We start from the raw sequence: 19,199 nt of genomic DNA on the forward strand, positions 1-19,199 counted from the left end.
GGAGATCTGAGATGGCAATCAAAACGATCGCTACCAATCGGCGGGCTCGGTTCGACTACGAGATAACCGAGTCGTTCGAAGCCGGCCTCGTGCTGGTCGGCTCGGAGGTGAAGAGCCTGCGCAACGGCCGCGCCGACCTCAAGGACTCGTATGCCGCGGTGAAGGAGGGCGAGATGTGGCTGTACGGCCTGAGGATCTCGCCGTACGAATTCGCCGCCGAAGGGGGACACGACCCCGAACGCCCTCGCAAGCTGCTGCTGCACCGGCTGGAGATCTCCCGAATCGGAGCGAAGCTCGCCGAGAAGGGCCTCACCCTGATCCCCACCTCGCTCTACTTCAAGGACGGCAAGGCCAAGGTCGAACTGGGCCTCGGCAAGGGCAAGAGTCGATACGACAAACGAGAAACCGTCAAGCGCCGCGAAGCGGACCGAGAGATGCAGCGTGCGATCCGGCACAAGAGCATCGACTGAGCCTCGCTTCGCTCGGCCGCGATTGGCGATTGGCGATTGGCAACGATCCTTCACGGAAGGATCCTCCGCGACGCCCTCGTGAGGTGAACGGGCAGTGGGCGGCCGGAATCCTTTTTGGTCGGGGGCGGTTGTTACAGTCGCATAGAGCGCTCCACGCGCGACCCCCTGGGGGTGACGTGGTTTCGACTGTGAGGTCGAGGCGCCGGTAGCGAGCCGAGGTCCCCGGAGTCCTCGTTAAAGAACCGGGACAAACATACGTGCCGAAGACAACTTCGCACAGGCTGCCTAACTAAGCGGCCCGTCCGACCGGAGGGCTCCCCCCTCACCGGACCCGGGCGTCGCAATGGGGGATGCTCCCGCCGGGATGCCGGGACCGGCGGGTCAAGACAACTCCGGCTCAGGGGGTAGGTCCGCCCGCCGATAGGGTCCTGCCTTCCAAAAAAATCTATCGGCTGCGCTCGGAGAACCGTCGTCAAAAACTCACAGGACCGGGGTTCGACTCCCCGCACCTCCACTAGATAGCAGACAAGACGAGCCCCCCCCCGGAGGCGGGCTCGTCGGTCCCCGGGGGGAGGGTGGAGTCGATCATCTACCACCAGGCCGCCGTTCAGATCGAGACGGGCGGAGTGATCACGATCCTCCGGGCCGATACCTCCGCCGTTGGTGCCCCCGTTGAATCTCCGCTCGGGGAAGGGGATCGATTCGTGATGTTCCTCGAGTACGTCGAGGGGGAGTCCGCCCCGGGAATCTCGTCGGTGGAATGCTTCTACGCGGTCCTTGGCGGTGACGATGGGGTGTTTCAGGTCGTCGGCGACCGGGCCATCGCCCGGGGCCGTGTGCAGGCGCTCCTCGAAGCAGATGTCGACGACGATGTCCCTGACGACGACTCGGTTCCATGGCTGGTCGCCGATCTTGCCGAGGTCATCGGGGTGGTGGAGTCGGTCCGCCCGGCCTGAGATTTCCTCGCGCTGATCGCCAACGCAAGAGACGAAGGCAAGCAGGCCGACTGACGCGACGGGAGTCCCTCAGGAGAGAGCCCGCCTGGTGGCGGGCTCTCTCTCGCTGCTTGGTTGGGGCTCAGTCCATGACCGGTTCGCCGTCGGGGGCGACGACCCACCAGTTGCCGCCGATGCCCTGACCGCGGGTGGAGCCCGGGGTCACGTCAGGCAGGTAGTAGTACAGCGGCCATCCGTTGTAGGTCACCTGCAGGCTTCCGTCCGGCCGCGGCGTGGAGCCGAGAAGGGCCGGATCGATACCCGCTCCCGCACCGACCTCGCCATCGTCCTCGAACGGTGGCCAGGTGGTTGCACAGGTACCGGTGCAGGTAGGAGCCGACTGATTGTCGGGCTGGAACAGATAGAGGGTGAACCCGTCCTGATCGACCAGGATCTCGCCGCGCTCGCCGTCCTCCGCAGTCGTCAGGAATCGTCCGGTGGTGGCCACACTCGTGGTGGTTGCGGCGTCACTCGTGGTCGTGGTGGCGGCCCCGGTGCTGGTGGTGATCGCCGCGCTGGTAGTGGTGGTGGCCAGGGTGGTCGTGGTATCCACGGCGGCACTCGTTGTGGTCGATGAAGACGAATCGTCGTCACCGCACGCGACCACCAACAGCAGCAAGGCCGCGCTGAGCAGGGTCTTGTTACGCAATCTGGTTCTCCTGTTAGAGGATTGGTAGATGACGGTTATCCCCCGATTGCCATCCGTCAACCCTCGGCGAGAGCAAACATGGGTGCCCGCTAACGTCGGATGACCTCAGGAGGGATCAACTTGAAACACATGATGCGTATGGCGATCGTATCGGCGGCTGTCGTGCTCGTGGTGGGAGCCTGCGGCGACGACGACACGACCACGACGACCGCCGCACCCGCGACGACCACGACGGCGGCATCGGCGACCACCGCGCCGACAGGGACCGGCGAGACCGAGGAGGTGTCGATCGAGGGCTTTGCGTTCGTCCCGCAGAACCTCACCGTGTCGGTCGGGACGACCGTTCGGTGGAGCAACACGGACGCGACCACCCACACTGCGACTGCCGTCGGCGGCGAGTTCAACGGGTCCATGGCCGGTGGAGCGACCTTCGAGCACACCTTCACCGCTCCCGGGGTGGTCGATTATGTGTGTTCCATCCACCCCACCATGACCGGGGAGATCACCGTCGAAGGTTGAACCGGAAATAGAGAGCGATCGATGGGGCCGGCCTTCGGGCCGGCCCTGTCGTGTCAGGAGAGCAGCAGCTTGTCGAGCCGCCGGGCCGTTATCGCGACCCCAACCGCCCCCATCCCTATCAGGAAGCCGAGATGCCCGGCGATGCTCCAGTCGAACGACCCGAGGGTGCACGCGCGGATGAGCTCGACCCCGTGGTAGAGCGGCGAAAAGCGGGCGATCGTCTGGATCGCTTCCGGATAGACGTCGAGCGGATAGAAGGTCCCTGAGAAGAGGAACAGCGGCAGCGTGACCATGTTCACCAGGTCGAAGTCCTGCCACGACTTCATGAAGGTGGTGGCAGTCATCCCCACCGCGGCGAAGGCGAATCCGATGAGAACCGCGGCCGGGACGGCCATGACCGCCCACGCCGAATGCACATAGCCGAAGGCCGTGATGACGACCAGGAATGCCACGGCGTAGAGGAGCCCCCGGCCGAGCGACCAGGCGATCTCGCCCACTGCAATGTGGCGGGGGAGCATCGGAGTGGAGAGAATTGCGTCGTACACCTTGCCGTACCGCAACTTGAAGAAGATGTTGAAGGTCGACTCGTAGACGGCACCGTTCATCGCCGAGGCCGCCAGCAGGGCGGGAGCGACGAACGCCGCGTAGGCGACCATGGTGCCGTCGGGTCCGGGCACGTCGCCGACGAGCTTGCCGATCCCCACACCGATCGAGAACAGATAGAAGACCGGCTCGAAGAATCCCGAGAAGACGATGACCCAGATGCGTCGGTAGACGAGGAAGCTCCGTTCGAGCATCCGGAGGGCGCTGCCAGGCATGAACGGCGGAATCACCCGGGGGTGGAGCGTCGCACTCATTTGATCAGCCGCTTCCGCATCATCCTCGTAGCCAGCACCATTCCGAGCAGTATCAGCGCGAGGAGGTACCCGATGCTCACGAGCGGGTCCACCTCGAACTCGGTTCCGAGTGCGAGTCCGCGGCATAGCGACACGCCGTGCCAGAGGGGTGTGGCGTAGGCGACCGGCTGCAGCCACCCGGGGAGTTGGGTCACTGGAAAGAAGGTCCCCGAGAACAGGAACAACGGGGTGATGCCGAAACGGAAGAGCGAGGACAGGCCCTGCTCGTCCTTGAGTCGGGCGGTGTACGCAGTCACGATCCCGGCGAAGGCCATCCCGGTGGCCACGGCAGCGGGTATCGCCAGCAGTCCCTCGACCACCGTGGTGGCTCCGAAGACGGTCATCACCGCCGAGTAGACGAGCGTCACGAAGACCAGCCGGATCCCGACCCATCCGAGATGCCCCACCACCAGATCGGTTACCCCTATCGGGGTTGCCAGCACCGCGTCGTAGCTCTTGCGCCACTTGATACCGGCCATCACCGGGAAGGCCGAGTCGCTGGCCCCGGTCGTCATTGCAGTGGCCGCCAGCAGGCCGGGTGCGAGGAACGTGAGGTACGGGATGTCGAGCGTCGCATCGCCCGAACCGCTGTCCACCAGTTTGCCGAGCCCGACGCCCATCGCCAGGAGAAACAGAATGGGATTGAAGAACGTGCTCACCAGGCTGCCGCGGTAGGTGCGGCGATACACCCGCGCCGAAGCCTCGATGAGACGGGCCGGGTGGGAGAGGTTGATCCCGATCATCACTCGACCAGGGACCGACCGGTGAGATGGAGGAAAACGTCTTCGAGCGTCGCCCGCCGGCTGACGGTCGACTCGGGGACCAACCCGCGGCCGTGGACCTCGTCGAAGGCGTGGTCGGCATCGTTGGTGTAGACCAGCACCCGGTCAGGAAGGATCTCGATTCGGGTGCCGAGATCCCGGAGTTTGTCGGCATGCTCTTCCTGGGTGCCGACCTCGAATCTCAGCTCGAGGACTTCGCGGGTCGAGTGCTGTTCGATCAGTTCCCGGGGGGATCCCTCGGCAACGATCTTTCCTTTGTCCATGATGACCAGCCGGTCACAGAGCTGCTCGGCCTCGTCCATGTAGTGGGTGGTGATGATCAGAGTCACTCCCTCCCGCTTGAGGCGGTACAGGCGGTCCCACAGCAGGTGGCGCGCCTGGGGGTCGAGGCCGGTGGTCGGTTCGTCGAGGAGCAGCAGCTCGGGGGAGTTGATGAGCCCGCGGGCGATCGTCAGCCGCCGCTTCATGCCGCCCGACAGCGGCTCGACCCGGCTCTTTCTGCGCTCATCGAGCTGGGCGAATTTGAGAAGCTCGTCGATCCGTCCGTCGATCACCTTCTTGGGCAGGCCGAAGTAGCGACCGTAGATGAGGAGGTTCTCGTAGACGGTGAGTTCCTCGTCGAGGTTGTCTTCCTGGGGGACCACGCCCAGCCGTGCCCGGATTCGGGCCCCGTCCTGGGCGGGGTCCATCCCGAGGACTCGCAGCTCACCCGAGGTGACCGGCGACACGGAGCCGATCATTCGCATCGTCGACGATTTCCCTGCGCCGTTGGGGCCGAGAAAGCCAAAGACCTCCCCCGGTCTCACCTCGAAGTCGATCTCGTCGACGGCTACCAGCTCACCGAAGGACTTGCGAAGGTTGCGGGCTGAGACGAGTGGTTCCGACATGGCGACGGAACGGTAGTAGCCGTCGGTGTCAGGAAAGTGGGGCCGGCGATCAGGTCGTGGAGCCGGGAATCCAGTCGCGGAGACGTTGGCGCTTGGCGGTCGTCACTGCCTGGTCGACCAGATCGTCGATCGCAACAGCAATTGAAACGGCCTGTGCCGGCTTGGTGGATACGGTCACCCGACCGCCTTCGCTGATGTCGCACAGTTCCCGGCTCCTCGCCGATGCCTCGTAGGTGCCGATTTGTTCGGCTCGCGTCCTGATCTCGCTCTTGCTGAGGCCGAGCAGAGGGCGCAGCACAGGAGTCGGCACCATCCGGTCGAGGCTGGCGAGGTTGTCGAGGGTCTGCGTCGAGACCTGGCCGAGAGATTCGCCAGTCACCAGTGCCCGGCTGTCGGCGAGGTCGGCGGTGATCCGGTCGGCGGCGAGGTACATCAGTGCCTTCAGGGCCATCTGGCGCATTCGGGGATCGACCCTGCGGGTGAGTTCTGGGACCAGGGGCTCGATGTCGGCGATAATCCACCAGGGGTCGCTGCCTGCCCCGAATCGCTCGAACAGGTCGTGGGCGATCCCGGCGGCGTGATCTGCCTGCCCGCATCCGAGGGAGAAGTGGAGGTAGTCGAGAACCACGCCGCGGCGGGCGACCATGTACGCCGCGACCGGGGAGTCGATTCCGCCGCTGAACATCGCCAGAGCCCGGCCCTGGGTGCCCAGGGGGAAGCCCCCGACCGCAGGATGACGCTCCACGGTGAGGTCGGCGACCTCATCGACCACCCGGACGACGACTGTGACCTCAGGGTTGGTGAGGTCGACTCGACCGCCGGCGTCGACGAGGCGGGAGCCGGCGGCGACGGCGAGATCCTGAGAGGTCCACGAGTGCAAGCCCATCCGACGCGGCCTCACCGCGAACGAACGCCCGGCGACGGCGGCGGCAAAACGATCGGCGACGGTGTCGGCGAGGCCCTCCAAGTCGGTGGCGGCAACCCGTTCGACCTTTTCGACGGCGGCGATACCAAAGATTCGGCTGAGTCGTTCCACCCCTCGAGGGTCGGTGGACTCGACCTGGAGGCGGTGGCCCGCGAGGCGGGTGACCCGCACCGCACCATCCAGCGCGGTTGCAATGTTCTCGGTCAGGACGCGTTGCATCCGGCGCTGGGTGCGCGGCGACTTCAGGTAGATCTCGGTATCGAGGGCGACTACGAGCATTGCACGGCCCGGATGGGGAGGGAGATCCTGAGGATACCGCCTCATCCGCGCGACGAAGGCCTATGGTCGGGACCATGAACCTGCGTACTTCCCGCATCCTCATCGTGTTGGCCGCGGTGATCACCGCGTTGTTGCTCGTCCTGATCGCGATCATGGTTGGCGGAGACGGCGGCGGCGATGCGGCCACGACGTCGTCGATCGACGCCGCCACCACCACGACCGCGGAGGGAGCGACGACTACGACCGTGGATGCCTCCGTCACCACCCAGCCGGCCACCACGACGACCGCAGCGCCGGCGACTTCCACCACCGCGGCGGCCGGTACCTGCGCCGGGATGCCCGGCGTGACGACTCCGGAGCTGGACGCGCCAGAGGTGACGTCGGTTCTCGGCGACTTCGACGGCGTCGGAGGTGCCTTGGACCTGCTGATCGCCTACCAGGATGGGGATGGAGACTGGTTCGTTCAGGTGGCTCTCGACTACGGCTACGCCGCTGAGGTGCTGGTGGAAGGGCCGGCGCGGGCGTACGGGGCCCGAGAGTTCGGCGGTGCGCCAGAACAAATCGGGTTCGCCGCGGTCTTCGCAGGGGCTTCGACAGAATTCGTCGGGTTCTTCCACCTCGACGGCTGCGAACTGCGGTTTGCGGGGCTCGAGGGTGGGGGAGACGCTGTGTTCGGCGTGGGAGGGTCGGTGACGCACCAGGACGGAATCCGATGCACCGCCGACGGCCTCGAGATCGGATCGGCTACCTCGGGCGACGGGGTCTCCTGGGAATACACCTCGACGACACTGACCTGGGAACCGGGTCTCGGTGAGTTCCAGACCGTCGCTTCGTCGATCGCCATCCTCACCAGCCCCGACGACGACGACACGATCTTCGTGGGTCTCGACTGCTTCGCCGGCGGCTGAGGGTGAGGCAGATTGGCGATTGGCGATTGGCGATTGGGAAGATGTGCCCGGCGCCGTCCGTGCCTGATGGCTTCCGCGGAGGCGCTCTCTACGGGGGTCAGCCGACAGCCTGCAGTATCCACAGCGACCCCATGCCGATGACGATGGTCGCCAGGACGCTCTTGGTCCGCCACGCGACGACGCCGGCGATTGCCCCGGCGATGAACCGATCGGTGGCGAGCTCGAATTCGCCGGTGGAGTGGGTCAGGGCAGGCAGTACCAGCGCCGCCAGGACGGCAGCGGGGATGAAGCGGAGTATCCGACCCAGCATCGGCGGCATGTGCTCCACCCGGCCGAGGAGCGCCAGGAAGGACAGCCGGATCAGCCAGGTGCCGAGCCCGATCATCCCGATCAGCGCCCAGATGAGTGCGGGGGAGTGGCTTGTCATCGGGTGACCTCGGCGAGGACGCCTGCGGAGATTCCTAGCGCGGCGGCGGCGAGCAGCCCGAGGTTCAACGGCAGGCCGATCAAGACGACCGCGGCGGTGCCGGCCACCAGCGCGGCTGCCCGGGTTCCCCGATCCTTGACGGCCGGCAAGAGCAGGGCCATGAAGACGAGAGGGATGGCGAAGTCGAGCGACCACTCCGGGGGTACTCCGGCACCGATCAAGACGCCGACGACCGAAGACACCTGCCAGGTCACCCACAGCGGTATGGCCGCCCCGAAGAAGAAGGCGGTTCTCAGCCCGAGATCCTGCTGGTCGCGCTCGAAGTGGGTCACGCTGACCGCGAACGCCTGATCGGTCAGTAGATAGGCGGCGAGCCCCTTGGCGGCCGGCCGGGTCCCGCGCAGCCAAGGAGCCAGCGCGGCGCTGTACATCCCGAACCGTGCATTGATCACCAGGGCTGTGAGGACGATCACCACCGGCGCAGCATCCCGGGCGACCAGGTCGACGGTGGCGAGTTGGGAGGCGCCGGCGAAAATGATCGGAGAGAGGGCAATCGCCTGCAGGGTGTCGAGGCCGGCTTCGACGGCAGCCACCCCGGCGATCACTCCGAAGGGGAACACCCCGAGAAGGATCGGCAAGATGCTCCTGACGCCTGCCAGGAACGCGTCCCTGCGGGTGGCGTGGGGCATGGGCGCGGAGACTAGGTCACCGCCAGGGCGCAAAGTCCGGGGCTTCGGGTCGGTGCCGTATCGCTATCGTCGCCCGGGCCAAGGGGGCGAGCCGATTCGCGCGCCCCCAAGATTGGAGGCGCGGGCAGTGTCCGGAGACATCTATCAATTGTGTAGTGACATCGTCGACGAGACAGTCGCCCGACTTCCCCTCCTGGGCACCTACCTCGGCATCCCGGGCCAGGACGACAAGTGGGACGACTTCTCGCCGATCGGGCAGCAGGCCGCGGCCGACATGGTGCGCGACCAACTCGCCCGGGTCAACGCGATCGAAGTGCCCGACGACCAGTGGGCGAGAATGGCCCACCGGGTCGCGGTCCATTCATGTTCCGATTGGGTCAACTGGTTCGATTCGGGCGAGCAGTTCCTCGAACTCAACAGCATCTCGTCGCCCCTGCAGGACATTCGCGAGATCTTCGACCACATGGACACCTCCACTGCGGAGGGCTGGTCGAACATCGCCGCCCGGTTGGAGGGTCTCGGCGGGGCGCTCGGCGGCTACCAGGAGCTGCTCGAGGTGGGACGAAGCCAGGGCAAGACCGTGGCGCGGCGTCAGGTGGTGGAGGCGGTTCGCCAGGCGCGCAACCACGCCGGCGACCAGTCCGGCTTCAATCCGCTGGCTGCAGCGGTGGTCGAGTCGGGAGTAGCCGATGCTCGGACGATCGAGCGGATCGAGGCAGGCATCGGGTCGTCCCGGGCGGCGTACGGGTCGTTGGCGGACTACCTCGAGAGCCGATATCTGCCGAATGCGATCGCTGCCGACGGGGTCGGCAAAGAGCGGTATGTGCGCCTCGCCCGCAAGTTCCTCGGGTCGGACCTGGACCCCAAGGCCACCTACGAATGGGGTTGGGAAGAGGTGGCCCGGATCAGGGCTGCGATGCAGTCGGTGGCCGGCGAGATCCTCCCCAGCGGCGATCTGCCGGAGGTGCTGCGCGTGCTGCAGACCGATCCTGCCCGGGCCGCCCACAGCCAGGCCGAGTTCCGTGACCTGATGCAGGAGCGCCTCGAGGTCGCGCTGACCGACCTCGACGGCTCACACTTCGACGTGCCCGCGCAGATCAGGAAGGTCGAGGTGAAGATGGCTCCCCCGGGAGGATCGCTGGGGGCTTACTACGTCAGCCCCAGCGAAGACTTCTCCCGCCCCGGCTCGGTGTGGTGGTCGAAGGGCGACAAGCAGGTGATCCCTCTATTCGACGAAGTGACCACCGCCTATCACGAGGGGTTCCCCGGCCACCACCTCCAGAGCGGTATCCAGATGACGGCGGGCGACAAGGTTTCCCGGTTGCAGAAGCTCCTCGTGTGGTACTCGGGCAGTGGGGAGGGGTGGGCGCTCTACGCCGAGGACCTGATGGACGAGATGGGCTATCTAGAGATGCCCGACTATCGGATGGGCAAGCTGGCGGCAGAGATGCTGCGGGCGTGCCGGGTCGTCATCGATATCGGATCGCACCTCGATCTGCCGATCCCTCAGGGTCAGCCGTTCAATCCGGGGGAGCGCTGGTCCTTCGATTTCGGTGTCGAGATGCTCGTTGACTATGCCGCTCAAGATCACGACTCGTCGGTATCCGAGATCAACCGCTATCTGGGGTGGGCGGGGCAGGCCATCTCGTACAAAGTCGGGCAGCAGGCCATCCACGACATCAGGGCCGCTGAGCGACAGCAGCACGGCTCGGCATTCGACTTGAAATCGTTCCACGCCCGCCTGCTCGAGATCGGCTCGACCGGTTTGGCGGTGATGCGGGAGCACATGGCGGAAACGGGCACCGTGGCCGATAGGCCAGAAACGGCGGGAGGTGAGCGCAAGTGACCACGATCGGGGTAGGGACAGTCAAGGGGGCGTTTCTGTTTCGGTCGGGGAGCAGGGGCTCGTGGGACTTCGAAGCACCCATCTTCAAGGGGTGGGCCGTCACCGCGTTCGGGCGCGGTCCGTCGGGGGATCATCTGCTTGCCGTTGGGTCGAACTGGTTCGGCGCGGCGATCCACCGCAGCGCCGACCTCGCCACCTGGGAGCAGATAGTTGATGGGCCGGCATGGCCGGAAGGTGGCGAGCGCAAGCTGAACAACATCTGGACCATCGCCGGTGTCGGAGACTCGCTGTTTGCCGCGGTGGACGAGGCCGGTCTCTTCCGCAGCGACGACGACGCGGCTTCGTGGCAGCCCGTGGCGGGCTTCAATGAGCACCCGACTCGTCCCGGGTGGCAGCCTGGATTCGGCGGTCTTGCCGCCCACCGCATTCTCTCCGATCCCGAGAACCCGGGTCGCATGTGGTTGGCCGTCTCAGCCGTCGGCGTCTTCCGCACCGAGGACGGGGGGGAGTCATGGGCCCTCAAAAATTCCGGCGTCACCAAGGTGGGCCCGAGCGACGAGGACGACGAGATCGGCTTCTGTGTGCACTGCCTCGCCGCCGATCCGCACGATGCGAATGTGATCTGGCGCCAGGACCATTCGGGGGTCTACCGCACCATCGACGGTGGCGACGAGTGGCAGCGCATCGAGGAGGGCTTGCCCGCTCGCTTCGGGTTCACCATCGTGCGAGATGCCGCCTCGGATGCGCTCTTCGTGGTGCCGCTGGAAAGCGATGAGCATCGGATGCCGGTCGGCGGGGCGTTCCGGGTGTACCGATCGACCGACCGGGGTGACTCCTGGCAGGTCTCCGGGGTGGGGCACCCCGAGGGCCCGGTGTACGCCGGCGTCTTGCGCGGAGCCGCGGCGACCGATGGAGAGGGCGGCGTGTTCCTGGGTACGACGGCGGGGTCGGTCCATCTGACCACCGACGGCGGAGATCACTGGATCACGCTGCCCCAAGTGCTTCCGAGGATCCTGACCGTGTCGGTGCTCGAGGCCTGATGCCCGCGGCCACCGTCCGGATCCCCTCGCTCCTCGCTGACGTCGGGGACGGGCGACGGGAGATTCCGGTCGTGGCAGAGACGGTGGGCGGGGCGCTTGCCGACCTGTTTGCACGATTGCCGCACTTGCGCGTCCACGTGTTCGACGAAAGCGGCGCGGTGCGGCCCCACGTCTCCGTCTTCTATCAGGGACGGGCGGCCAGGGATCAGGCGGCACTGGGCGGGCCGCTTTCCGAGGGATCGGTGATCACGATTCTTCAGGCCGTGTCGGGGGGATCCGGCTGACGGGATCCTTGTGACGGAGCGAACTTCGACTCCAGCGCCACCCAGAGACTCTTCGAGTAGGGGTAGAAGGCGATGGGAAACACGATGCTGGTGGCGATCGTGACCGCCGAGATCACCCCCCACGGGGGGTCTGGCCAGGAACTCACGATCGATCCAACGAACACCAGGATGAAAACGAAGATGGTGGCCACCGTATTGATCGCGATCGCCCCGAGCCAGTAGCCCTCGTGACTCTCGAACCGGTGCGAGCACCGCGGGCACCTCTCCACCACCGCCGACCACGACACGAACATTCCCGGGGAACCACAGATCGGGCAGCGGCGGCGGAGAGCCCTCGCGAGTCGGCGCACCAGGACATTCTCGCTCCCTATTCAGGTGGCGGCGGATTGAGCCGATATACCGGCCGTGGATGCCATCGATCTCTCCTCACCCACCCGCCCGCGTCCGACCCTTATCGATGAACTGCTCGACGCGGTGATAGCCCGGGGTGCATCCGACCTGCATGTCTCGCCGGGCACGGCACCCACGGCTCGGATGGACGGCTCCCTGGTCGCGATAGGCGAGGGGATCTGGGGATCGGAGGCCACAGCCGCGTTCTGCCGGTCGCTGTGCTCTGAACCGCAATGGCGACAGGCCGAGGACACCGGAACCGTCGATTTCGGCATCACCCATCGCTCGGCACGTTTCCGGGTGTCGGTGCTGCGGCAACGGAAGGGGTACGCCGCCGTCCTCCGGCTGATCAACAATTCGTTCCTCTCCTTCGAGGAGATCGGGCTCCCCGAAATCACAAGTGGCCTGCTCCGACGGACGCGAGGGTTGATCCTCGTCACCGGCCCCACCGGTGCGGGAAAGACCACGACGCTGGCTTCGATGGTCGATTGGATCAATACCAACCTCGATCGCCACATCGTGACCATCGAAGATCCGGTCGAGTATCACCATCACCAAAAACGGAGCCTGGTCACCCAGCGCGAGGTGGGCGAGGACATCCCCAGTTTCGCCGAGGCGATGCGCCGCGTGGTGCGGCAGGATCCCGATGTGATCCTCCTTGGCGAGATGCGGGACCTCGAGACCATTTCAGCCGCGGTCAGCGTCGCAGAGACCGGGCACCTCGTCCTGGGCACCCTTCACACCACCGGGGCAGCGGCCTCCGTCAGCCGGATCATCGACGTGTTCCCGGCGAACCAGCAGGCACAGATCCGGGTGCAGTTGGCAATGTCGCTGGCGGCGGTCTTCTCCCAGGTCCTGGTGCCGGCCAATGACGGGATAGGCGGGCAGGCGGGCAGGGCGGCCGCGCTCGAGATCATGGTGATGACACCGGCGATCGCCAACATGATCCGGACCAATGAGATCAATCGGATCAACGATGTGATTCAGACATCTCGCGATCTGGGGATGATTCGCCTCGACGACGACCTGGCCCGCCTCGTTTCCGAGCGACGGGTATCACGCGACGCCGCCCTGGCGCATGCTCAGGACCCGGTCGCTCTCGCTGCTCGTTTCCTCGGCTGATCAGATTCGACGGTTGAGCATCGGCCGAAGCGGGAAGACCCGCGAGATGAATCGACTTCCGCCATCCCGGGTCGCATTAGGGCCACCGCCAGACGGCACGGGATCGATTGATGCCCCGGTTCCGTGGCATTCGCCGACGCCGCCGCGTGCCTGGTCGTCATCGGAGTTCGTCCTCACGCCTCCGTGATCGGATGAACCCGGCTACCGCGCATCCGAGGGGTCCGCAATGGGCCCCTCGGATGCATTCCAACGAGCAAGACTGGCTGGCTGACTTCTTCCAGGTGCTCGCTACTGTCGTCGTCGATGCGCAGAATCGCACTCGGGGCCGTGTTCATGGTGGTGATCGTCGCGTGTAGCGATGACGGCGGGGGCACCACTTCATCCGTGACCGCCGCCTCGACGACGACAACCCTCGCCCCGACTACTTCGACGGCCGCGAGCACCTCGTTGACAGCAGCCACCACGACCACCTTGGTCGATGACGGCGTCACGGAGGTCGAGGTGGCGTACGCCGATGGTTCGGCGGAGGTGACGGTCGACGGTGAGCCCGAGTCGGGCCGGGTGCAGGTGGCCCTGGGTACCGAGGTCCGTCTGACCGTCAGCGCCGACGTCACCAGCGAGGTCCATGTCCACGGCTACGACGAGACCGCCGACGTCAGCCCTGGGTCGCCGGCGGTCATCGAGTTCACCGCTGACATCCCCGGGATCTTTGAGGTCGAGCTCCACGCTGGTCACACCCTCCTCGTGGAGCTTCAGATTTCGTGAGGAGGAGAGCAGGCGTCGTTACGGCGCTGCTGCTGGCGCTGATCGCAGTGCCGGGGGTGGCATCCGCCCACGGGATCGGCGGCCGCAGCGACCTGCCGGTTCCGCTGGAGTACTTCCTCGTCGGCGCCGCGGTGGTGGTGCTGCTGTCGTTTGGCGCCCTGGCGGTGCTGTGGCCGGCCCCCAGACTGCAGGATGGTCCCCGACCACGGGGCCGCGGCTTTCTGGTTCCGAGATGGCTGGCGTTCGCGGGGGCCGGGCTCGGGGTCTCCGGTCTGGCGCTGATCGTCACGGCCGGGCTCTTCGGCGACGAATCGGCCCGGAGCAACATTGCTCCCGTCGGGGTGTGGGTGGTGCTGTGGCTGGTTCTCCCGTTTCTTGCCGCCGGTCTCGGCAACATCTGGGCCGTGCTGAACCCCTGGCGGGCTCTCGGGCGGATGGCCCGCCTCGACGGACCACCCGGTCCCGGCCGGTGGGGGGTGTGGCCGGCGACCGTGGCCTTCATCGCGATCGTGTGGCTCGAACTGGTCTACCCACGGTCGGGCGACCCCGGAGCGCTCGGCCTGGCGGCGGCGTTCTACACCGTCGTCATCCTGGGGCTGGCGGTCCGGGTGGGAATCGACCGGGCGGTCACTTCCACCGAGGCGTTCACCGTCTACCACCGGCTCATCAGTGCGATCGCCCCGTTCGGCCGTCGGGCCGATGGCCGGATCGGAAGACGGGGCTGGCTCCGGGCGCTTCCGGTGCTGCCCGCGTGGCCGGGGCTAGTCGCGTTCGTCGCCGCCATGATCGGCACCGTCACCTATGACGGCCTCTCCGGCACGCCATGGTGGGACGACTTGTCGTTCGCGCTCGTCGGCACTGCCCAGCACTCGATGTGGTTCCAGACCTTGGCGCTGCTCGTGGTCGTCGGTGTCATCGGCGGGGCCTATCTCGCTGCTTCGTGGTGGGCCAGCCGGATCGCGAGGGCGATGGGGGCGGTCGCGGTCGCCCGGTCCTTTGCCCACACCCTCGTGCCGATCGCGCTCGCGTATGCGTTCGCCCACTACTTCACGCTCATCGCCTTCGAAGGCCAACTGCTGATCCCCGCGATGAGCGACCCACTCGGCCTCGGCTGGAACCTGTTCGGGACCCTCGACTACCAACCCAACTACACCTGGATCTCCCCGGTGGTGGTGTGGTGGATCCAGCTGGCCGCCATCGTCGGGGGGCACGTCGTCGGGGTGGTGCTGGCCCATGACCGTGCCCTGGCGGTGTTCGCCGGCCCCAGGGCGGTCCGCACTCAGTACGCGATGCTGACCCTGATGGTCGCGCTCACCGCCCTCGGCCTCACCGTGCTGGCAGCCGGGTGAAGCCCTACCGGTAGGCTGGCCCTCGTGGCGCTCATCGAGGTCGACCGTCTCGTCAAGGTCTATCCGGGAGGAGTCACTGCCGTCGATGGCATCTCGTTCTCCGTCGGCGAAGGCGAGATCTTCGGCTTCCTCGGCCCCAACGGCGCGGGGAAGACGACGACCATTCGAGTGATCGTGACGCTGCTCGGGCCGACTTCGGGCACGGTCACGGTGCGCGGCGTCGATGTCGTCGCGAATCCGGAGATGGTGCGGCGTCAGATCGGGTACGCCGCCCAGTTCATCGGGGTCGATGACGATCTGACCGCCTGGGAGAACCTCACCATGCAGGCGCGTCTCCATGGTCTCGATCGGGCCGAAGCCGAACGGCGCAGCGGCGAACTCCTCGAGGTGCTGGAGCTCTCCGGCGTCGCCGGGCGGCGAGCGGGCACTTTCAGTGGCGGCATGCGACGGCGGCTCGACCTCGGCCAGGCGTTGGTCCATGGCCCGCGGGTACTGTTCCTCGACGAGCCCACCACCGGCCTCGACCCGCAGACCCGGCGAGCATTGTGGGAGTACCTGCGCGAGTTGAACGGTGGCGGGGTGACGATCTTTCTGACCACCCAGTACCTCGAGGAGGCGGATGCGCTCGCATCCCGCCTCGCCATCATCGACCAGGGAGTGATCGCAGTCGAAGGAACGCCATCAGCGCTCAAGCGGGCGTTGGGAGGCGACGCGATCACAGTGACCCTGACGGATGATTCGACACCAGCGGGTATCGACCAGGCGGCAGACGTGCTCCAGCGGTTCTCGGATGCCGGCAACGCCGCCCGCTACGACCGTTCCATCAAGATCTTCACCAGCGCCGCGTCGAGCCGGCTGGCCGAGGTGGTGAGGGCGCTGGATGCAGCCTCGATCAAGGTGGCGCGACTGGAACTGTCGGAGCCCACGATGGACGACGTCTTCCTCCGCCACACCGGGAGCAGGATGCGGGTGGAGGAGTCGAAGCCCCCGAGCCGGTTGCGAATGGTGGGGCGGCGCCGATGAGGAGGAGCATCCGGGAGTCCGCCATCCTCTGGGCCCGCCAGATGAAGAAGCTGGTGCGGATTCCGCTGCTGCTGTTCTTTGCGCTCGCTCAGCCGTTGATCTTTCTGATCCTGTTCAGTCAGGTGTTCGGCAATCTCGATCGGCTGCCGGGCTTCGCCTACGACTCGTATCTGCAGTTCCTGGTGCCGAGCATCGTCGCCCTCACCGCGCTTAATTCGGCGTTTCAGTCGGGAATCGGCATGGTCGGCGACATCGAAGACGGCATGCTCGACAAGTTCCTGATCGCCCCGATCAAGCGGTCGAGCATCCTGCTGGGCAAGGTATTCGCCGATGCCACTCGCGCCGCGGCTCAGGCGACCGTGATCGTGCTGGTCTCACTGCTGATGGGGGCGCGTTTCGCCACCGGAATCGGCGGAGTCGCCGCGATGGTGGTGCTGGCCGCCCTGTTCGGCATCGCCTGGGCGGGGCTGTCCAACATCATCGCCCTTCGCACCCGCAACGGTGAGCTGACGATGATCGTCGGTATCCTCATCACTTTCCCGGTGTTGTTCCTGTCCACCGCCTTCATGCCGGCGATCCTGTTGCCCGACTGGCTCGACACCGTGTCTGCCTTCAATCCGATCACATACATCGTCGAGGCATTGCGGGCCTTGGTGAACACGGGGTGGGATTGGGGCGCCATTGGCGAAGCCCTGGCGGTCACTGGAGGATTGGCGGTGGTGACCTTCACGGGTGCGACCATGGCCTTTCGCAAGGCGATCGGCTGAGCCCGCCCGTCCTCGGCAGACCTAGCCTCTCGGTCGTGCGTCTCTCGGTACTCGGTTCGAACGGCACCTATCCCACCGCGGGGCGCCCTGCGTCCGGATACCTGATCACTGCGGCCGGAACCACGTTGGCCCTCGACCTTGGTCACGGGGTCTTCATGGCCCTGGTCGAGAAGACCGCGAGGCCCGACGCCGTCGTGCTCAGCCATGGGCATCCCGACCACTGTGCCGACCTGTTCGCCCTCTTCAATTCCCTGCGGTTCGGTGATCCGTCGGGATGGGGCGTTCCGGTGTGGGCACCGCCCGGGCTTGCCGAACGATTCGCTGGCTTCCTCGGCGTGGGACGGGATCACCCGCTGTTCTCGGTCTTCGCCTTCGAGGCCGTCAGGCCCGGTGACCGTCGCCGGGTCGGGTCGATCGAGGTGGAGTTCGGGGCCGCGGTGCATTCGGCTCCCGCGCTGGTGACCGCCGTCGTCGCCGACGGAAGGCGTCTGGTCTACAGCGGTGACACCGGCCCCGGAGGCGACCTCGAGCGCCTGGCGGAGGGGTGCGACCTTCTGCTCGTCGAGGCTTCGATGCAGGGCGAGCCGGGAACCGGGCGTTACCCCTTTCACCTGTTTGCGTCCGAGGCCGGCGAGGTGGCGACGCGGGCCGCGGTCCGCCGCCTGATCGTGACGCACCTCGCCCCTACGCTGGATCCCCAGGTGTCGGTTCGAGAAGCCGCCGCCCGGTTCGACGGACCGGTGGACCATGCGGTCCCGGGGATGGAGGTGGAGCTTTGACCGATCGGAAGCCCGACGAGTTGCGCCCGGTGCGCTTGACGCGCGGTTACACCGAGATGACTCCGGGTTCAGTGCTGGTGGAAATGGGCCGCACCAGGGTCCTGTGCACCGCATCCTTCGACACCGACGTCCCGCCGTGGATGCGGCACCAGGGCAAGGGCTGGATGACCGCCGAGTATTCGATGCTTCCCGGATCCACTCCAGAACGGGTCCCCCGGTCTTCGCTGAGCGGGGGCCGGACGAAAGAGATTCAGCGACTGATCGGGCGTTCGCTCCGGGCGGTGGTCGACCTCTCGAGGATGGGCGAAGCCGTCATTCGGGTCGACTGTGACGTGCTTCAGGCTGACGGTGGCACCCGCACCGCATCCATCACCGGAGCCTGGGTCGCCGTCAAGGACGCAGTGGCCGCCGGCCTGGCTGCCGGGGTGCTCATCGCCGATCCGGTCATCGACCATTGCGCGGCGATCAGTGTGGGGGTGGTCGACGGTGTTCCCATACTCGACCTCGACTATGAATTGGACGTCGCGGCCGACGTCGACATGAACGTGGTGATGACTGGCAGCGGCGGGATCATCGAGATCCAGGGAACCGCCGAGCGGTCGCCCTTCGACCGGCCGAAACTCGACCGTCTCCTCGACCTGGCCGCCGGAGGCATCGAACAGCTCCTGGCAGCCCAACGCCTCGCCCTGGCGCCGTGATCAGGCGCGTCGTCGTCGCCACCAAGAACCCTCACAAGGCAGCCGAGGTCGCCGCGGTGTTGGCGCGGGTGCTCCCCGGTCTCGGGCTGGTGGATGGCCTCGAGTGGCCCGACGTCGACGAGACCGGCGCGACGCTCGAAGAGAACGCCATCCTCAAGGCTCGGGCGGTGGCGCGAGCGACCGGACACGACGCCATTGCCGACGACACCGGACTCGAGGTCGACGCCCTCGGGGGCGCGCCCGGCGTCCGCTCCTCGCGCTACGCCGGCGAGAGCGCTTCGTACGCGGAGAACCGGGCTGCGCTCCTCGATGCGATGAGAGGGCGTTCGGATCGCCAGGCCCGCTTTCGTACCGTGGTCGCACTGGTGACCGCCGGGGGAGAGACCATCACCGCTTCGGGGACGCTGGAGGGCCGGATCACCGAAGCACCCCGCGGCGAGGGCGGCTTCGGCTACGACCCTGTCTTCGAGGTCGACCGCCGCACGCTGGCAGAGTTGGGCGAGGCGGAGAAGAACCAGATGAGCCATCGCGCCCGAGCGCTGGAGGCGCTGGCCGGGATCCTTGTGGAGCGGGGGTGGTCGAGCGACTGATATTGGGATCCAGGGTGCCCGATTTGGTGGAGGAGGGCCGACCGGCGTCTGTTCGGCCCGAGAACCGGTACGGCCGCCATGGGGTTGGGGCCCCATTTGGTGGAGGAGGGCCGACCGGCG

General features: G+C 66.6%; 23 protein-coding genes and 1 other RNA gene. 16 read left to right on the forward strand and 8 right to left on the reverse strand.

The window, feature by feature from the left end:
* Positions 1–11: 11 nt before the first annotated feature.
* The 3 genes from smpB (at position 12) to WD184_06275 (ending at position 1,426) form a co-directional block, all read left to right on the forward strand.
* Positions 12–470, forward strand: a complete 459-nt coding sequence (gene smpB / locus WD184_06265) for an SsrA-binding protein SmpB (GenBank protein ID MEX0826337.1) — start codon at positions 12–14, stop codon at positions 468–470.
* 167 nt (positions 471–637) lie between these two features.
* Positions 638–987: a transfer-messenger RNA gene (gene ssrA, locus WD184_06270) on the forward strand.
* A 58-nt stretch (positions 988–1,045) separates the two neighbouring features.
* Positions 1,046–1,426: a hypothetical protein gene (locus WD184_06275; GenBank protein ID MEX0826338.1), complete on the forward strand. Its 381-nt coding sequence runs from the start codon at positions 1,046–1,048 to the stop codon at positions 1,424–1,426.
* Positions 1,427–1,547: 121 nt separating this feature from the next.
* Here WD184_06275 and WD184_06280 read toward each other — a convergent pair whose 3' ends face one another.
* Complete coding sequence (locus WD184_06280; protein MEX0826339.1) at positions 1,548–2,114, reverse strand: hypothetical protein; 567 nt, start codon at positions 2,112–2,114, stop codon at positions 1,548–1,550.
* 138 nt (positions 2,115–2,252) lie between these two features.
* Here WD184_06280 and WD184_06285 point away from each other — a divergent pair, with 138 nt between their 5' ends.
* Entirely contained in the window at positions 2,253–2,633 is a 381-nt protein-coding gene (locus WD184_06285; GenBank protein MEX0826340.1) for a plastocyanin/azurin family copper-binding protein, read from the forward strand.
* Positions 2,634–2,686: 53 nt separating this feature from the next.
* On the opposite strand, the gene WD184_06290 is transcribed toward WD184_06285, so the two are convergent.
* The 4 genes from WD184_06290 to WD184_06305 are packed head-to-tail and all read right to left on the reverse strand — an operon-like array spanning position 2,687 to position 6,402.
* The gene (locus WD184_06290; GenBank protein ID MEX0826341.1) at positions 2,687–3,490 is read right to left on the reverse strand and encodes an ABC transporter permease; all 804 of its coding nucleotides are present in this window, start codon (positions 3,488–3,490) and stop codon (positions 2,687–2,689) included.
* Positions 3,487–4,272 carry an ABC transporter permease gene (locus tag WD184_06295; protein MEX0826342.1) on the reverse strand — a complete coding sequence of 262 codons (786 nt, stop codon included), beginning with the start codon at positions 4,270–4,272 and terminating at the stop codon, positions 3,487–3,489. The genes WD184_06290 and WD184_06295 overlap by 4 nt, the downstream gene beginning before the upstream one ends.
* Positions 4,272–5,198: an ABC transporter ATP-binding protein gene (locus WD184_06300; protein ID MEX0826343.1), complete on the reverse strand. Its 927-nt coding sequence runs from the start codon at positions 5,196–5,198 to the stop codon at positions 4,272–4,274. Before WD184_06300 ends, WD184_06295 begins: the two co-directional genes overlap by 1 nt.
* Before the next feature lie 49 nt (positions 5,199–5,247).
* The gene (locus WD184_06305) at positions 5,248–6,402 is read right to left on the reverse strand and encodes a THUMP domain-containing protein (protein MEX0826344.1); all 1,155 of its coding nucleotides are present in this window, start codon (positions 6,400–6,402) and stop codon (positions 5,248–5,250) included.
* 74 nt (positions 6,403–6,476) lie between these two features.
* Here WD184_06305 and WD184_06310 point away from each other — a divergent pair, with 74 nt between their 5' ends.
* Positions 6,477–7,310, forward strand: coding sequence for a hypothetical protein (locus WD184_06310; protein ID MEX0826345.1), 834 nt, complete (start codon positions 6,477–6,479; stop codon positions 7,308–7,310).
* Between the two features lie 97 nt (positions 7,311–7,407).
* On the opposite strand, the gene WD184_06315 is transcribed toward WD184_06310, so the two are convergent.
* Positions 7,408–7,737 (reverse strand): AzlD domain-containing protein, encoded by a 330-nt coding sequence (locus WD184_06315; GenBank protein MEX0826346.1) that lies wholly within the window; start codon positions 7,735–7,737, stop codon positions 7,408–7,410.
* Positions 7,734–8,426, reverse strand: coding sequence for an AzlC family ABC transporter permease (locus WD184_06320; protein ID MEX0826347.1), 693 nt, complete (start codon positions 8,424–8,426; stop codon positions 7,734–7,736). The genes WD184_06315 and WD184_06320 overlap by 4 nt, the downstream gene beginning before the upstream one ends.
* Before the next feature lie 127 nt (positions 8,427–8,553).
* Between WD184_06320 and WD184_06325 the strand changes: the two genes are divergently transcribed.
* The 3 genes from WD184_06325 to WD184_06335 are packed head-to-tail and all read left to right on the forward strand — an operon-like array spanning position 8,554 to position 11,596.
* Positions 8,554–10,272 (forward strand): DUF885 domain-containing protein, encoded by a 1,719-nt coding sequence (locus WD184_06325; protein MEX0826348.1) that lies wholly within the window; start codon positions 8,554–8,556, stop codon positions 10,270–10,272.
* The gene (locus WD184_06330; protein MEX0826349.1) at positions 10,269–11,312 is read left to right on the forward strand and encodes an exo-alpha-sialidase; all 1,044 of its coding nucleotides are present in this window, start codon (positions 10,269–10,271) and stop codon (positions 11,310–11,312) included. Before WD184_06325 ends, WD184_06330 begins: the two co-directional genes overlap by 4 nt.
* Positions 11,312–11,596, forward strand: a complete 285-nt coding sequence (locus tag WD184_06335) for a MoaD/ThiS family protein (GenBank protein ID MEX0826350.1) — start codon at positions 11,312–11,314, stop codon at positions 11,594–11,596. Before WD184_06330 ends, WD184_06335 begins: the two co-directional genes overlap by 1 nt.
* On the opposite strand, the gene WD184_06340 is transcribed toward WD184_06335, so the two are convergent.
* Positions 11,569–11,946, reverse strand: a complete 378-nt coding sequence (locus WD184_06340; GenBank protein ID MEX0826351.1) for a DUF983 domain-containing protein — start codon at positions 11,944–11,946, stop codon at positions 11,569–11,571. The two genes, WD184_06335 and WD184_06340, sit on opposite strands and share 28 nt — an antisense overlap.
* A 55-nt stretch (positions 11,947–12,001) precedes the next feature.
* Here WD184_06340 and WD184_06345 point away from each other — a divergent pair, with 55 nt between their 5' ends.
* The 8 genes from WD184_06345 (at position 12,002) to rdgB (ending at position 19,079) form a co-directional block, all read left to right on the forward strand.
* A complete protein-coding gene (locus WD184_06345) occupies positions 12,002–13,108 on the forward strand; it encodes a PilT/PilU family type 4a pilus ATPase (protein MEX0826352.1) in 1,107 nt (368 codons plus the stop codon).
* Between the two features lie 303 nt (positions 13,109–13,411).
* Complete coding sequence (locus tag WD184_06350) at positions 13,412–13,873, forward strand: hypothetical protein (protein MEX0826353.1); 462 nt, start codon at positions 13,412–13,414, stop codon at positions 13,871–13,873.
* Positions 13,870–15,222, forward strand: a complete 1,353-nt coding sequence (locus tag WD184_06355) for a fenitrothion hydrolase (GenBank protein ID MEX0826354.1) — start codon at positions 13,870–13,872, stop codon at positions 15,220–15,222. Before WD184_06350 ends, WD184_06355 begins: the two co-directional genes overlap by 4 nt.
* A gap of 24 nt (positions 15,223–15,246) precedes the next feature.
* The gene (locus WD184_06360; protein ID MEX0826355.1) at positions 15,247–16,245 is read left to right on the forward strand and encodes an ATP-binding cassette domain-containing protein; all 999 of its coding nucleotides are present in this window, start codon (positions 15,247–15,249) and stop codon (positions 16,243–16,245) included.
* Positions 16,242–17,012 (forward strand): ABC transporter permease, encoded by a 771-nt coding sequence (locus tag WD184_06365; GenBank protein MEX0826356.1) that lies wholly within the window; start codon positions 16,242–16,244, stop codon positions 17,010–17,012. The genes WD184_06360 and WD184_06365 overlap by 4 nt, the downstream gene beginning before the upstream one ends.
* 35 nt (positions 17,013–17,047) lie before the next feature.
* On the forward strand, positions 17,048–17,791 hold the full coding sequence (locus WD184_06370) for an MBL fold metallo-hydrolase (protein MEX0826357.1): 744 nt from the start codon (positions 17,048–17,050) through the stop codon (positions 17,789–17,791).
* 56 nt (positions 17,792–17,847) lie between these two features.
* Entirely contained in the window at positions 17,848–18,489 is a 642-nt protein-coding gene (rph, locus tag WD184_06375; protein MEX0826358.1) for a ribonuclease PH, read from the forward strand.
* Positions 18,489–19,079, forward strand: coding sequence for an RdgB/HAM1 family non-canonical purine NTP pyrophosphatase (rdgB, locus tag WD184_06380; GenBank protein MEX0826359.1), 591 nt, complete (start codon positions 18,489–18,491; stop codon positions 19,077–19,079). The genes rph and rdgB overlap by 1 nt, the downstream gene beginning before the upstream one ends.
* The last annotated feature ends 120 nt before the right edge of the window (positions 19,080–19,199 follow it).

This window comes from Acidimicrobiia bacterium, from assembly GCA_040878325.1.
Taxonomy (GTDB): domain Bacteria; phylum Actinomycetota; class Acidimicrobiia; order Spongiisociales; family UBA11373; genus JAUYIV01.